The following is a 15384-nucleotide window of genomic DNA, read 5'->3' on the forward strand; positions in this document are numbered from 1 at the left end:
AGTTCATCCGTGGTAAGATGGGTGTAGGTCATTTGTGGTCACTCCTTTGTATTCTTTGGTCGGAATTACAAGTTGAGTGTACCACAAATGGCTGTTTTAGTTGTCTAGCTTAATTTTACAATTGGCGTTTTGAAATATCAGCTTGACCTTGAATATCCCCTAATTCACAAACATAGGCAACAATATCTATGTCTAATTCGTTTAATAATTGCTTTGCAACAGATCCAATTGCAACCCGCATCGCAGTTTCTCTTGCTGACGAACGTTCGAGGACATTTCTTAAATCTTCATGATGGTATTTTATTCCTCCTACAAGATCGGCATGCCCTGGACGAGGACGTAGAACTGCACGTCTTTGTCGACTTTTCGGGTCATCATTCGATTCGATACTCATTACACTTTTCCAGTTTTTATTATCACGATTCGCTACGATTAGTGTTAAGGGTGACCCTAATGTCTTTCCATATCGTACTCCAGATGTAATTTCTACTGTATCGCTTTCTATCTTCATTCGATTTCCTCGACCGTAACCCTCTTGACGTTTCGCTAATTCATGATTAATTTTCTCAACATTGATGGGTAAACCTGCAGGTAGACCTTCAATAATTGTTGTTAAACTTGGTCCGTGTGATTCTCCAGCAGTAATAAATCTTAGCATGTACATTACCAACTTTCTTTTATTTTATGAATGACGTTTAATTATATTCTGTATGGCTTCGATATTCATTTGATAACCTGTCATCAAAGTGTAATTCAATGCTGCTTGATGAACGAGCATATCAATACCTGTAATTACCTTACAGCCTCGGCGTTGTGCTTGTTGGATAAATTGAGTCATTAAGGGGTTCATAAACAATATCGCAGACGACTGTGTTGGGATTTAACCAAGTTTCATTTTCTAATACTGTTTGCATTGTATTAGGAGACATTCCGACTGAAGTCGTTTGTACTAATATATCAGCATTTGTTATAGCTAATGGGCGGTAAATATTTCTGGCAATAATATTGATATGTTTAATGCCTTCTAATGCCGCCTGAGCCAAGATGATTCGTGTTGTATTTCCAGAACCAAAGATTGTAACAGTTTGATTCTTCAAAAGAACATCTTGTTGTTGAACGGCATTCCAAAACCCTTTGCCATCTGTATTAAAGCCTATCCATCTTCCATTATTGGGTATCAACATATTAATGGCTTGAACATATTGGGCTGCTTGATCTAATTCATCAACGCACTGTAGTGCTTGGTATTTTCCAGGCATCGTTACATTAATACCTATCGCATTCTAACTTTTTAAGGCTTGAATGCGATCAATTGTCTCATCTTCCGATGTTTCGAAGGCTAGGTAGACTAAATTTAATTTATCCAATTCAAAACTAGTATTATAAATTAAAGTGGTAACTATGACCTCAACACCAATCGCAACATCATCCAAATCAATTAGCTTTTCAGTTAATTTGTCACATAAATCTACTTTTGTTAGAACGATTACTGGTATCGCTCAGCTATACCAAACAATACTTCAGTATCTTTCAATTTGTCGGATATTAAAGGTCATTGTTAAGTGACATACAAATATATACGGCATCGACATTTGTAGCTACCAGTTGTTCATCATTCGATGTTCCTGTTGCTAATCAAATTATCGTAGTTTTAAGTCTAAATACATGATGCATAATTACATGCCTTTCATTATCGCTCAACTTATCAATCTTAACAAAATTGGCAACAGGTGGATAATCAGATATATAATCAATGTTATATCGAAACTTTCCAGATACTTCTGGTGTAAATTCATTGTCATCTGCCATGCCTTTATATATATTTTAGTTTGTGAAGAAATTCGGCCTACAAACAATTCAGGGTATTGATTTGCTTCTGTATTTATTTCTTTGCTAATCCCTAATTTTTTATGTATTCAATGTTTTCCTCCATTAATGTGCTTCAGTGACTACCAATACTTGTGGGAGGATCCGTACAGGATTTAGTCTGTATAGTCTCCGCGGAATAAACGATTGCCATTTTAATCATAATATATTCACTCCTTTCGGTATAAACTGTATTCATTTATATATATCGGAACGATGAAGAAATTACTAGTATTTCACGCATTTTTATAAGGTGAATTTTACGTAAAATATAAAAAGCATGTTATAATCAAAGTATCGATTGAATATGAAAGGACATGATTATGGGATTATTAGTAGATGGACAATGGCAAGATAATTGGTATGACACTGAAAAAACCGGTGGTCGCTTTGTTCGTAAAGATTCACAATTTCGCAATTGGATAACAGCAGATGGAAGTGCTGGACCTACAGGTGATGGTGGTTTTAAAGCAGAAAAAGGACGTTATCATTTATATGTATCACTAGCCTGCCCTTGGGCTCACCGTACACTGATTATGCGTGCGTTAAAAGGTTTGGAGGATTTTATATCACTATCCGTTGTGAATCCGAAAATGTTAGAGAACGGATGGACATTTGAAGACGGATCTGGAGTCATTAAAGATTCAGTTAATAACGCTGACTTTTTATACGAAGTTTACAAAGCTGCAGATGATAATTATAGCGGTCGCGTGACGGTACCTGTATTGTGGGACAAACAAACGGGTAAGATTGTTAATAATGAATCTTCAGAAATATTACGTATGCTTAACTCAGCTTTTGATGACATTGGTGCTAAACCAGGTGACTACTCACCTGAAGCATTAATGGACGAAATCGATGCTATGAATGATAGAGTTTACGATAACGTAAATAATGGTGTGTATAAGTCTGGATTTGCAACTAAACAAGAAGTTTATGAAGAAGAAGTTACGAATGTGTTCAAAGTACTAGATGAACTAGAAGAACATCTAGAAAACCGTAAATATCTAGTCGGTGATCAGTTAACAGAAGCTGATATTCGTTTATTCACTACCCTAGTTCGATTTGATGCGGTTTATTATAGCCACTTCAAATGTAATTTCAAACGTATCGTGGATTATCCAAATCTATGGCGTTTTACACGTGAAATTTACAATCTTGAAGGAGTATCTGATACTGTAAATATGCAACATATTAAAGATCATTACTATATTAGTCATAAGACAATTAATCCAACAGGAATAGTTCCTAAAGGACCAGAACTAGATTTTAGCCTCTAATACACTCAAAGCCAGCCTTTTAAGGGCTGGCTTTGAGTGTATTATTTAATGTTATTTTAGATGAAGTCAAATTCCGTTCCGATATTTTGTTCAACGGCGCGACGGCATACAACCTCCGCTACGGCAACATCTAGTGCTCCTGTACCGATAGGTATACAAATAATTTTTTCGTTAGAATAATCTTCTAGTGTCACTTTATTAGCAGCTAACTCGCCTAAGGTACAATAAATATCATCTTCAGTCACTTTACCATCTTTTGTTAGAGATTTTAACACTCCACGGTGTAAAGCTTGGTCAACACGGTCAACGATAATTTTGTCCGCTGAAAGAATAACATCTTCACTTACCTCTTCAAAAGATCCCATAGGGAAAACGATTGTTCCCGGTTTAACCATTTCTTTTGTTATAAATGGTTCTTGTGCCGGTGTGAATGTAAATAATGCTTCATTATCTGTTGCTTCTTCAGGATGGTCCGGGTCTGCAATAATAATTTCGCCTTTAACAAAAGGTTCCATATCTGCTTTAAATTGTTCTGCAGTAGAACGTCGATGATTCCAAACAACTAATCGCTCAATATCAAATAAATCAGCAATACAAATGGTGGCTGTTCTAGCTTGTAAACCTGCACCAAACATTCCTACTGTAATAGAATCCTTTATACCAAGATATTTCAATGCTACTGCTGCCTGTGAACCAGTACGCATATTTGAAATATAAGAACCTTCCATTACAGAAGTAAATGTACCAAGTTCAGGATCAATTAACGTAATAAGTGCTGTAATATATGGTAAATTCATTTCTTTTCGTTTACCTGCAAAACCACCAACCCATTTTTGTCCACCAACTTTTAACCAGTCCACATAAGCTGGCATAGCATTCATAAACCCTTCATTTTGTGGCCAATTTCCTGTTTCACCTAAATCTAAGGTAACCTTCGTTGGATTCACAATCTCACCTAAGCCAAATCCTTCGAACGTCTTATCAACTACTTCATTAATTTCAGAAACCGTGATTAAACTCCTCACTTGCTCTTCGTTTAATAATCTTGTCATATGTGCCTCCTATACATTTAATTTCATTTGTGTTAATTGAGTGGTCAAATACAAAAAAATCAGAACACTCCTTATTTTCATTTTACACTAAAAATGAAATTTTCGCTGAGAATTTTTAAAAAGTAACTCATCTGATGATATTTCTACACATCCTGATAGTCATCTGATAACAAATATGAACTAATTGATAACGTTTATAATAAAAGAAGAAGTACAAGCTCCAATTTCAGCTAAGAAACTTGATAGAGTTAAAGAAGACGCAGCTCCAAATATTCTTACAGAAACACCAGAATCTACAGAACCAGTTGCTCGCTGCAAAGACAAAGACGAATAATTAAATTTTAAACTAAAAGACTCTGCTAAGTTTTTAACATAGCAGAGTCTTATTTCTTTTAAATAATATTACGGTTTTAAGATTGATTTACCGTTTCCAGATCGTGTTAATAGATCCTCATGTACTTTTTGAACTTCCCTTAAAGGGACACTTTCTCCAATAATAGGATTAATTACACCATGTTCTAACATGGCGATAATTCCAGCAGACGCTTCTGTGTAATCCTCTTCAGTTAAGTTTGGTAGCGAAGCACCTAGAACATTAATATTTCGGCTTAAAATGAGTCTAGGAGAGATTTCAATGGTGTCCCTAGCTCCTACGACTACAATTCTTCCTTTTGTTTTGATGGCTTGTAAATCTAGTTCTAAGTTTTTATTAGCTAAGAATTCAATAATAACATCTGGGCCCACTCCATTTGTATACTCACTTAACTGATCTAAATTGTTGTCATTCAAATGATTCATCGCGTAGTCAGCCCCATTATCTAAGATGGCTTGTAAACCTTCTTCGGTGCTTGAAGTTCCAATGACGGTTGCTCCAATGGATTTAGCCATCTGAACAGCAAGCGTTCCTACACCACCAGTTGCCCCATGGATAAAGACTGTTTCACCAGCTTTTAGATTCGCTCTTTGGAATAATATATGATAGGCAGTAAACCCAGGTATGCCTAGGGCAGCACCTTGTTCAAAACTGGCATTATCAGGTAAAGGCAACACGATATCTGAATCCACAACTACCTTTTCAGCATAAGTTCCAGATTGGTTCACTTTACGGAATGTTCCAACAAACACTCTATCTCCAACTTGAAAATTAGATACATCATCGCCTATCTCTTCGATGACTCCCGCCCCATCAAAACCAGGTGTAAATGGTAGTTCTGGAATAAATAGATTATAATTCCCAGTTAAGACATAAGATTCGTTAGGATTGACACCAACGGCTTCCATTATTATTTTTACTTGATTACGATCAATTTCTGGTTCAGTTACTTCTTTATATAGTAAATTATGATAGTCTCCGAATTCTTCAACCACTACAGCACTCATCTGTTTATTCTTGTTCATTTATACCCCTCTTTATCTTTAAATCTTAATAAAAAATACTTCTAAAAAGAAGTATTTTAGTAATTTATGCTAATTTACGTAAATCTTTTAACTCATTAATCTTAACGGATGGTGCACCATTCTCACTATATAAAAATTCACGTGGTGTAATACTGTTAGACATTGCAACGATTAATCGATCACGGTATGGCTCTGGTAGTTCATCAAAAAGTAATTGTTTGTCTGTAAGGTTTAATTGCATTCTAAGGGACTCAATCTCACCTTTTGATTTTAATTTATAAGAGCGAGTGGGAAGTTTTTCAGTGATAGTTCTTTCTTCGACTCTGTAGAAATAATTATCATCTCCATAGTTTATTTCCAATGCACCAGTATTCGTTCTTGTTTTAGTTACGTTTGAATATTTGTCTTTTTGAATTTCCCACCAGGTCTCAATACCTTTGACTGCTTCTTCTTCGGTTTGGTAACTACCATGTTCTTTGCGGATATTTTGTCTGCGATTAACCCAATAATTAGTAAATACTGTCTGATTCATAGAGTACCTCCTAGATTGTCTTGATAGCGTTATCATATGATACATATGGTATAAGGTCAAATAAATAGCCTTAAATATTATCTAATTTCCAGTAAATTGGCGTTTGTCCATCAGCCTCTAAGAGAGCATTAACTTTGGAGAATGGTTTGGATCCAAAGAAAGAATGTCTTGCCGAAAATGGACTCGGGTGTGACGACTCTATAATGAAATGTTTGTTAGTATTGATTAAATCTTTCTTTTGTTGCGCATGTCTTCCCCAAAGCAGAAAAACAACCGCATGATCTAAATCATTTAATGCTTCAATAGCATGATTAGTAACCTTTTCCCAGCCTTTATTTTTATGGGAATTGGGTGTGTGTGCTCTCACTGTCAAAACTGTATTTAACATTAAGACACCCTGTTTTGCCCATTTTTTTAAATAACCATGATTTACTGGAGGATATTTTAAATCATTTTCCAATTCTTTATAGATATTTCTTAATGAAGGCGGAATTTTAACTGTTTCTTTAACTGAAAAACTTAATCCATGTGCTTGATTTGGACCGTGATAAGGGTCCTGGCCGATGATGACGACTTTAACATCTTTGTACGGTGTCCACTCAAAGGCAGTCCAAATCTCTTCTATTGGCGGATAAACGATATGTTCTTCATACTCATCGATTAAAAATCGTTTTAAAGATTGATAAGATTCTGTGTTAGTAGCTTCTTCGATAATAGGTTGCCAATCATTTTGTATTTTTATCATTTTCTCCTCCTTAATATTATTCTATACCTTACATTAATTTACTCAATTTGTTAAACTTAAAGCATTATATAAATATAGAGGTGTACCATTGTCAAAAATAACATTTAGAAATGCAACATTAGAAGATGTAAGTCAAATTTTACAAATCTACCAACCATATATCGAGAATACAACTGTAACAATGGCCATCCAAGTGCCTACCATTGAAAATTATAAAAAAGTTATGCAAAAGATTATTGAGCAATTGGCTTTTGTAGTAGCTGAAATAGATCATGAGATAATTGGGTATGCTTTTGCTAATCACTTTCAAGAAAAGCGTCAAGCTTATAAATACACTTGTATTATCAATTTATACATCAATCCCTCCTACTATGGCACTGGTTTAGGCCAGCAATTATATGAGAACTTAGAACAGAAATTAAAACAAATTGGAATTGTTCAACTTTATTCGAATTTAACTGCAAGTAATATTGCTGGTTACCGTTTCTTACAAAAAAATGATTATACAGTAGTGGGTCAAATGCCTAAATTCGGCTATAAATTTGATGAATGGCATGACATCGTATGGATGGCAAAAACAATTCAGTCTAATACTTAAGAAAGCTCTTCTACAAACTAAATATATGTAAAAAATCTCGGGAATCATAGGTTCCGGGGATTTTTATTTTGTCTATAAGTTCAAAAGGTGTCTCTTCTTTCAAATATTTAATTACAGCCCGTTCTGGATAGTACAAGATGAGTTTTACTGGACGACGAACCAAGTTCACAGAGTACATGATATTATTTATTACATTTTTAAAAATTTTAAACGCAAACGGATTGAAAAAATAGAAAATTGAATCACTCGATTCAACAAGATAATCGTCAGCATAAGTATGTTTAATATAAATATCATTATTAGGTACTTTGAAGCGCTTTTGAAATTGTTTTTTGTTATTCTCTAATTCATCAAACGTCATTGGATGAAGTTCTATTCCTTTAACCGTAATACCAAATCGATAATGAACATAGAACAAAGCTCTCCCTGTTCCACAGCCCATATCAACGAAAACATCATCTTTTGATACAGTTAGATTATCAAATAATAGACTCAATACGTCATAATCCGTCGATTCTAAGCGATGGTAATCATAGATTGCTGCCTGCCAGTCACGTTCATTTGTCGTTTTTATATTTAATAAATTGTCCCATTCTTGGTTATTCATTTAATCACCTGAATTAAAAAACGGGCAAGAAGCCCGTTTAAATTTTTTATTTAAAATGTGTTAATTAGCGAGTTAAACCGAAGTATGCATTGATTCCGTTAACAAGCCCATTAATTAATTTCTTCTGATATGAAGGGTTAATTAATTTTCTAAATTCTGCATCATGATCTTGGAAACCTAACTCTACTAATGTAGCCGGAACGTCTGTCTTACGTGTAACGTGTAAGTTTTGCGCACGAGTTCCCATATCATTCGCTCCAGTAATCGCAACTAAGCTATTTTGGATAGCGTTTGCTAAACGTTTCCCTTCTGGAATAATGTCTGTTCCAATATGGTGATCAACTGTCTCATAGCCTTTTTCATCGATAGATTGATCGTGATATAAAGTTACGATACCATGAGCCGTATTTGGAATCGGCATTGCATTATGATGCACACTAATGTATGCATCAGGCATAATGCTATTTGGTTCTAAATGACGTTCATGTAAAGGAATTGTTTCATCGTATGTTCTTGATTCATAAACAATATATCCTTGATTACGTAAAATTGTTGATAGTTGAGAAGTGATGTTTAAGTTTAATTCTTTCTCTTCTCGATTATTCGCAGCTGAACCTGTTTCAGTTCCACCGTGACCTGCATCTAGGTATACAACATTCTTACCTTGTGGCACTTCTACAGAAGCAGATTTAGGAACATATCCTACGATACTTCCATTTGAATTTAATAATTCAATATATTTCGTTCCGCCTTTAACAAATTCACATTTAACTGTAAATCTTTGACCAAAATAATCAACAACATCGCTAGTACGACCTGCATAAGATAAAGTGTTTCTTAATGCTTGTGTTGTACCATTTAACTTCACATCGTAGTTTACTGATACAGGAGTTACTCCAGATAGATCAGGAATTGGTTGGTTGCTAGATCCTGAGTTGTTATTATTGTTTCCACCATTATTTGAACCTGTTGGTTTTGAAACAATTAATACGTCTCCTGAATATAAGTAATTGCTCGTTAAGTTGTTCCAATCTTTTAGATTTTGAACAGTGATACCATGTGCTGATGCGATTTTGTATAAGTAATCGCCTGATTTAACCATATAAGTTTTTGCTGGTGTTGATGGTTTGTTGTTATTGTCATTATTACCATTGTTTCCTGAATTATTTCCAGAATTAGATGGTTTAGAAACAACTAAACGGTCGCCTGGGTGAATTAAGTTAGATGAAAGGTTATTCCATTCTCTTAATTGCGCTTCAGTAATGCCGTATTGATTAGCAATTTTACTTACCCACTCACCAGATTTAACCACATGAACTTTAGAAGGTTTATTTGTATTGTTATTTTCTTCTTTTTCTTCTTCTTTATCATCTGGTTTTGGAGCTGGAGTTGTTGAATTTGGTTTAGAAACAACTAACACATCACCTGAATAAATATAATTACTTGTTAATTTATTCCAGTCTTTTAAGTTTTGAACTGAAATTCCATAACGACTAGCGATTGAATATAAGTAATCGCCTGATTTAACCGTATGTGTTTTAGCAGTTGTCGTCTCTGGTTTATTACTTTCGCTGACACTTTCATTACCAGTGTTTGAATTTCCTGAATTATTAGGATTTGAAACAACTAAACGATCGCCTGGGTGGATTAAGTTAGATGATAAGTTATTCGATGATTTTAATTGTTGGTCAGTGATTCCATACTGAGCTGCAATCTTACTTACCCATTCTCCTGCTTTTACAACGTGAACTTTTTTAGTTCCAGAATTTTCATTACTGTTATTGTTATTATCGTCTGGTTTAGGTGCAGGTGTCGATGTGTTTGAACCTGGTTTTGCAACATTTAAAACATCACCAGAGTAAATATAGTTATTAGATAACTTATTCCAGTCTTTTAAGTTCTGAACAGTTACACCGAAACGACTAGCGATTGAGTATAAGTAATCGCCTGATTTAACCGTATATGTTTTTGCTGATTCTGTGTTTCCTGAATTATTAGTGTTCTCAGAGTCATTATTTGAATTCCCTGAGTTACTGTTTCCGTTATTCTTAGCAGACGCAGAAACGACTAAACGATCTCCTGGATGGATTAAGTTTGATGATAATTTATTCCAAGATTTAATTTGAGCTGCTGTCACACCATATTTTTGAGCAATTAAATTAACTGACTCTCCCGCTTTAACGATGTGAACATTTGTCGTTGAAGTGTTTCCAGTTGAATTGTTATTATCATTTTCAATTGGTGTCGGTTTTGGTGCAGGTGTTCCTGCTTTAGAAACATTCAGGACGTCACCAGAATAAATATAATTGCTAGTTAAGCCGTTCCAATCTTTAATGTTTTGTACTGATACACCATGTTTAATAGCGATTGCGTATAATGAATCACCAGATTTTACAGTATAAGTTGATCCTGTAGCCGTTGCTGTATTTGTGTTATTAGACACAACTGGTGGTGTATTTGTTTCAACTTCAGTGTTATTAGAATTTTGTGTCTCATTTGGAGGAGTAGAAATTTCTTCATTTTGTGCACTTTGACCCACTAATAAACTTTGACCTGGAAGTATAATATCGTTATTTAAACCATTAATTTCTTTAAGTTGCCCCAATGAAAGGCCATGACGGCTGGCAATTGAATATAAAGTATCGCCAGATTGAACAACATATGTTGATGAAATTTCTTGTGCTGCTACGATTGATTGTGATCCACCAATGGCAACAAGCGCTGCTAATGAAAGTGAAACAGTAATCCATTCCCCTTTACGTTTGCGCATTAATTTTCTCTCCAAAATGAACACTCCTCAGATTGTAGTAATGTATATTTCAATTGTAACATGTTTTGATTACCAAAACGACTAGATTTATTACAAATATTAATAGATTAATTATCCGCTTTAGCAAAGCGATTCTCAAGTAAATTCATAAGTTGTGAAATTGTGAATGTCATAATGAAATATAACAGTGCCGCAAATAATAACGGTGCAAAAGTTGTATACGTTGCCCCTCTAACAGTATCCGAAGCAAACATTAAGTCTTTGATTCCTAAAACAGACACAATTGACGTTTCTTTAATTAATACAGCAAACTCATTACCAATCGCTGGTAAGATGTTTTTAATCGCTTGTGGTAAAAGTACTTTTCTAAAAGCTACCCACTTAGGTAAACCAAGTGCTCTGGCTGCTTCTGTTTGACCTGTATCGATTGATTGAATACCACTACGCATGATTTCTCCCATATAAGCAGTAGAGTTAATGGTTACAGCTAATACTGCAGAGATGAAATCATCCAAATAAATATTGAACATTGGAAGTCCGAAATAAACTAAATAAACTTGAACAAGTAATGGCGTCCCACGAATAATCTCTACATAAACACGCGCAATCGTGCTAAGTATTTTGTTTGATGAAATACGCATTAAAGCTAAGGTAGCTCCGAAAGGTAATGATAAAACGACTGTAACGAATGCTAATTGTATTGTGTACCATGCTCCATTTAAAAATAGCGGGTAATATTCTTGAATAATATCCATAAGTATCTCTCCTCTTAAATTTTATAATAATGATCAAACTAATAATTAAACTGTCTGTGTGTATACAAATATACAAAAAAAGTCTCTATTTTTAATGCATAACATTAAAAATAGAGACGAAATATCCGTGGTACCACTCTGTTTAATTGACATAATCAATTCACTTACTTATAACGCGTATGCGATATTAGCTACTATAAGTTCACTAATATGTCTATTAAGTGCGGTTCAGTAAAGTGAATCTTTGTAGCCTTTCACCGTTTGCTACATCGCTTTTAGTTCACACAAACTTACTCTCTTAAATCTTCGACGACTATTTAATTTAGAATAATATTAAAAGAATGAGAATTGTTTGTCAACCTAAATTCTTATTAATACTAAGAATATTATTAGATTAATCCGATTTTATTAGGCATTAACGAACGATGCAATTTCTTCTTCGGTCATAGAACTATCACAACGGACTTTTACATCGTTTCCATCAGCAAATAGGATACCTGGAACTGTCGGTACACCGTATTTTTCACGGAAGTCTTTTAATTCATCAGTATAATCAGGATGTTCTGAATTTACAAAATTCACCTTAACTTTTTGCTCTGTACTTACTTTATGAAGTTTAGGTGCAAATTTGCGGCAATATGGACATGTGGGACGTCCGATAAATACCACAGTACCTTCTTCATTAGAAAGTAATTCATCTGCTTCAGTCGGAGAAAGCTCCGTAAAGTCTTGTACGATTTCTAAAAATACATTTTCTTCTGCTGTCATATTAATAACCTCTCTTTCATAAGTAAATAGTACCTTAAATCTGGCCTTTAAACCAATTTTATTGCTCAATCTAATTCAATATCTTGAAGTGTTTCTCTTTTTTTACGCTTTATACGAAGGGTCGTAAATAATAAAATTAAGCCAATAACTAAGATGATTATTGCGATAATTGTCATCGGTTTTCTTTCACCAGTCGAAGGTAATTCGATATTACCTTTATTTGTTTTTTCACCTTTGTTCTCTTTATTTTTATTATTCATCGAATTTGATGCACTTGGTTTAGGAAGATCTTTTATATTTGTATTACTTCGAACATTTGAAAGCTGGTCTTTTAAAGATTCTAGATGATCATTCGGTACTACCAAGTTATCAGGGACTTCGTCTAAGGTTTCATCTAATGTTAATTCATCATTACTTTCTGAATCTATTTCTGAAGTTGACTCTCCACTTAAGGCTTCTTCTAACGCATGTGATGAAATATCTTTTTGAACATATTCATCATAATAGCCAGACGAACTCATCGAGTTTGTAACCCACTGTTGTGAGCTATCGTCAAAAAATACTAGTTTCACTTGATATCTTTGGTGGATACTACGTACTAAATTTACGGCTTCTTCATTCGTATGCATATTCGAGTTTAGATAATTGACAAGTTCGCTCTTTATTAACTCAAAAGCCTCTGTGTTAATGCTATAAATATAATTCCATTGATTCTCTTTTAAGTTGATGACTTTTTGATAACTCTGTATAAATTCATCTTTGTTATTATTTTTTATAAATGCTCTTTGTGCATATTGAGCTAATGTTTCTATATCAATTAAACTTAACTCTTTAGCATAACTATATGTTTCATAGGCTAGATTATCTAAAACGATATTTGGTTTATCCGCTAAAGCATTTTCTAAAGCTTGTTGATCTAATTGCTCACTATATAGTCGATAAATATCTTCAAAAGCAACTTTACGATAAGCTTTAGCAACTATCTTTTCTAAATATGTATCAATTTGAACGAGATAATCATTTAAAGACTTTTGGCTATTCAGTAATATCTGGTCAGTTGATAAATATTCAGATGAATACGGATATAATTGACACTCATTGTAGGCGGCTTTTGATTGACTCGTGTTTTCTTTACTAGCGTGTAATTCATTTAGTGTAAAATTCAAATTAGAATAGTTTTGTTCTACGACATTACGATCGGCAATTAATTGGTTTAATGCAACTTGAATTTCTTGGATATAGGCTTGCCATTCCAAGACTGATTCATGACTTGCAACAAGATTTAATTGTTCTTCTTCACTTAAATATATAAACTCAGGGTCCAATTCAGATTGAAGTGCATATACCTCTTCGATAACGATGAGTAGTTGTGAATTTGCCCAATCTAGGGAGTCTATTTCCCCGCTTTCTAACAAAGCAATATAATTATTAAGCTCGTTATATTGTGCTTGAACTAACTGTAATTCCGCTTCAACTTCTTCAATTGTTCCATTTATTGATTCGGCTTCGAGACTTTCATCCGTTGGATTTTGTAATATGTTTAAACAATCTTCTAGTGAAATCGATTCATAATTAATATCCTGAGTAACAATATAAGGATCCGGCGCTTCCTGTGCGAATATTGAACCAAAAGAATTAAGTAATAAATTTAATAACGTCATTGATATGATTATTTTTTTCATAAATAACACCTCCATATATAAATACGTAAAAAAGTATCATTTCCATTATTTTATTTATTGACTTAATTAACAACTTTTCAAATTGCTATTTTAGACAACAAAAAAACAGTTAGTGAAATCGATTTGCTTTCACTAACTGTTTAAACTATCTCTATTAGTCTAAGTATTCAACTACTTCTACTTTATTAGTATAATATCGCATTCTTTGTTCTAATTCAGCATACAACTCACTGGCTTGAGCTAAGCCATATTCATCAGCATCTGCTAAAGGAACTACAGAGTATACCGGAGTCTCTGGCATACCGAAATTAAAGGTCGGCATGAATCGCATTGAATCTAAGACAACTTCACCATTACCAAGTTTATTAAATGTATATTCGGTAATACCTCCGACTTTTGTGTCAATTTCATACTGTCCAGTTAAAAAGTTCCCGTGTGAGAACATTCCTGCTTGGCTCTCATTATAATTAATAAATGGTTGTAAGACATGCGGGTGTCCGCCTAGAATAAAGTTTGCTCCAGCATCACGCGCTGTTTGCATAACTTCTAATTGCCACGTATTAGGTAAGTAATCATACTCATTTCCCATATGGAACATGACAACTGACACATCCACTTCCGTATTCAGTTGCTCAACTTCAAGTGGAATTAAATCCAAATCAATGAGTGATAATAAATATTCTTGATCTTCTGGGAGATAGTTTCCATTCGCATCATTAGCATAAGACAGAAAACCAACGGACATATCTCCTACTTCGATGATGCGAGACGTATTGTAATCTTCCCATGACTCATAACTACCTACATGCATCATATCACGCTCTTGTAAGGCGTTAATTGAAGCATATGCCCCGTCTGCACCTAAATCAAGTGAATGGTTCGTTGCATTATTAACAATATCAACCCCAGCGTTTTGAAGTGCATCAATAATCTCTTCAGGTGAATTAAAAGCTGGGTATGTTGAAGGTCCAAAGACACTTCCCGCTGTGATCATCTCTAGATTCGCAGTTGTAATATCCGCATTCTCTAAATACGGTCTAACCCCATCAAACATATGATCAAAACTATAACCATCCCCAGTATCCGCATCATAATAAACCGTATCATGAACTAATACATCTCCAATAGAGCGAATTGTTACAGAATCAACCACTTCATAATCACTACTAGATCCATTCTCTTCAGAAGTGTCAACCACTTCTTCACTGCCAACTTCTTCGGACTCAGCAACCGATTCCCCCTCTTGGCTAGCCGATTGGCAGCCTAAAACGAGAAATGTTATACCGAGAAATAAACTTATTAATTTTATGTTATTTAATCTTTTTTTCAAC

General features: G+C 34.2%; 16 protein-coding genes, 1 pseudogene and 1 other annotated feature. Of the genes and pseudogenes, 3 read left to right on the forward strand and 14 right to left on the reverse strand.

The features are described from left to right. Positions 1-142: 142 nt before the first annotated feature. The 4 genes and pseudogenes from ACEN31_RS02645 to ACEN31_RS02660 all read right to left on the reverse strand — a co-directional run. Positions 143-658: pseudogene (locus ACEN31_RS02645) on the reverse strand (chorismate synthase); the annotation flags it as partial. Positions 659-682: 24 nt separating this feature from the next. Further along, positions 683-838: a hypothetical protein gene (locus tag ACEN31_RS02650; RefSeq protein WP_407090207.1), complete on the reverse strand. Its 156-nt coding sequence runs from the start codon at positions 836-838 to the stop codon at positions 683-685. After that, positions 798-1277 (reverse strand): shikimate dehydrogenase family protein, encoded by a 480-nt coding sequence (locus tag ACEN31_RS02655; RefSeq protein ID WP_407108593.1) that lies wholly within the window; start codon positions 1275-1277, stop codon positions 798-800. Before ACEN31_RS02655 ends, ACEN31_RS02650 begins: the two co-directional genes overlap by 41 nt. A 6-nt stretch (positions 1278-1283) precedes the next feature. Then, a complete protein-coding gene (locus ACEN31_RS02660; RefSeq protein ID WP_407090208.1) occupies positions 1284-1433 on the reverse strand; it encodes a hypothetical protein in 150 nt (49 codons plus the stop codon). Positions 1434-2189: 756 nt separating this feature from the next. Between ACEN31_RS02660 and ACEN31_RS02665 the strand changes: the two genes are divergently transcribed. Further along, positions 2190-3146, forward strand: coding sequence for a glutathione S-transferase family protein (locus ACEN31_RS02665; RefSeq protein ID WP_407090209.1), 957 nt, complete (start codon positions 2190-2192; stop codon positions 3144-3146). A gap of 56 nt (positions 3147-3202) precedes the next feature. Here ACEN31_RS02665 and ACEN31_RS02670 read toward each other — a convergent pair whose 3' ends face one another. Then, positions 3203-4198, reverse strand: a complete 996-nt coding sequence (locus tag ACEN31_RS02670) for an ornithine cyclodeaminase family protein (protein ID WP_407108555.1) — start codon at positions 4196-4198, stop codon at positions 3203-3205. A 184-nt stretch (positions 4199-4382) separates the two neighbouring features. Here ACEN31_RS02670 and ACEN31_RS02675 point away from each other — a divergent pair, with 184 nt between their 5' ends. Next, on the forward strand, positions 4383-4532 hold the full coding sequence (locus ACEN31_RS02675; protein ID WP_407090211.1) for a hypothetical protein: 150 nt from the start codon (positions 4383-4385) through the stop codon (positions 4530-4532). A 68-nt stretch (positions 4533-4600) separates the two neighbouring features. Here the strand turns inward: ACEN31_RS02675 and ACEN31_RS02680 are convergent, their stop codons facing one another. From ACEN31_RS02680 to ACEN31_RS02690, 3 genes are all read right to left on the reverse strand, one after another. Further along, on the reverse strand, positions 4601-5596 hold the full coding sequence (locus ACEN31_RS02680) for an NADPH:quinone reductase (protein WP_407090212.1): 996 nt from the start codon (positions 5594-5596) through the stop codon (positions 4601-4603). Between the two features lie 64 nt (positions 5597-5660). Next, positions 5661-6128: a hypothetical protein gene (locus tag ACEN31_RS02685; RefSeq protein WP_407108557.1), complete on the reverse strand. Its 468-nt coding sequence runs from the start codon at positions 6126-6128 to the stop codon at positions 5661-5663. A 70-nt stretch (positions 6129-6198) separates the two neighbouring features. Further along, on the reverse strand, positions 6199-6873 hold the full coding sequence (locus tag ACEN31_RS02690; RefSeq protein ID WP_407090213.1) for a uracil-DNA glycosylase: 675 nt from the start codon (positions 6871-6873) through the stop codon (positions 6199-6201). 88 nt (positions 6874-6961) lie between these two features. Between ACEN31_RS02690 and ACEN31_RS02695 the strand changes: the two genes are divergently transcribed. After that, a complete protein-coding gene (locus ACEN31_RS02695) occupies positions 6962-7471 on the forward strand; it encodes a GNAT family N-acetyltransferase (protein ID WP_407090214.1) in 510 nt (169 codons plus the stop codon). A gap of 10 nt (positions 7472-7481) precedes the next feature. On the opposite strand, the gene ACEN31_RS02700 is transcribed toward ACEN31_RS02695, so the two are convergent. From ACEN31_RS02700 to ACEN31_RS02725, 6 genes are all read right to left on the reverse strand, one after another. Then, the gene (locus ACEN31_RS02700; RefSeq protein ID WP_407090215.1) at positions 7482-8078 is read right to left on the reverse strand and encodes a hypothetical protein; all 597 of its coding nucleotides are present in this window, start codon (positions 8076-8078) and stop codon (positions 7482-7484) included. A 64-nt stretch (positions 8079-8142) separates the two neighbouring features. Continuing rightward, the gene (locus tag ACEN31_RS02705) at positions 8143-10863 is read right to left on the reverse strand and encodes a LysM peptidoglycan-binding domain-containing protein (RefSeq protein ID WP_407108559.1); all 2721 of its coding nucleotides are present in this window, start codon (positions 10861-10863) and stop codon (positions 8143-8145) included. 92 nt (positions 10864-10955) lie between these two features. Next, positions 10956-11603, reverse strand: a complete 648-nt coding sequence (locus ACEN31_RS02710; protein WP_407090217.1) for an amino acid ABC transporter permease — start codon at positions 11601-11603, stop codon at positions 10956-10958. A 109-nt stretch (positions 11604-11712) separates the two neighbouring features. Beyond that, positions 11713-11919, reverse strand: a binding site (T-box leader). 92 nt (positions 11920-12011) lie between these two features. Then, complete coding sequence (locus tag ACEN31_RS02715; RefSeq protein WP_407090218.1) at positions 12012-12371, reverse strand: thioredoxin domain-containing protein; 360 nt, start codon at positions 12369-12371, stop codon at positions 12012-12014. A 65-nt stretch (positions 12372-12436) separates the two neighbouring features. Further along, positions 12437-14053, reverse strand: coding sequence for an LPXTG cell wall anchor domain-containing protein (locus ACEN31_RS02720; protein ID WP_407108561.1), 1617 nt, complete (start codon positions 14051-14053; stop codon positions 12437-12439). A gap of 154 nt (positions 14054-14207) precedes the next feature. After that, positions 14208-15383 carry a CapA family protein gene (locus ACEN31_RS02725; protein ID WP_407108563.1) on the reverse strand — a complete coding sequence of 392 codons (1176 nt, stop codon included), beginning with the start codon at positions 15381-15383 and terminating at the stop codon, positions 14208-14210. Position 15384 lies beyond the last annotated feature (1 nt).

It is taken from the genome of Ruoffia sp. FAM 26255 (assembly GCF_045528525.1).
Taxonomy (GTDB): Bacteria; Bacillota; Bacilli; order Lactobacillales; family Aerococcaceae; genus Ruoffia; species Ruoffia tabacinasalis.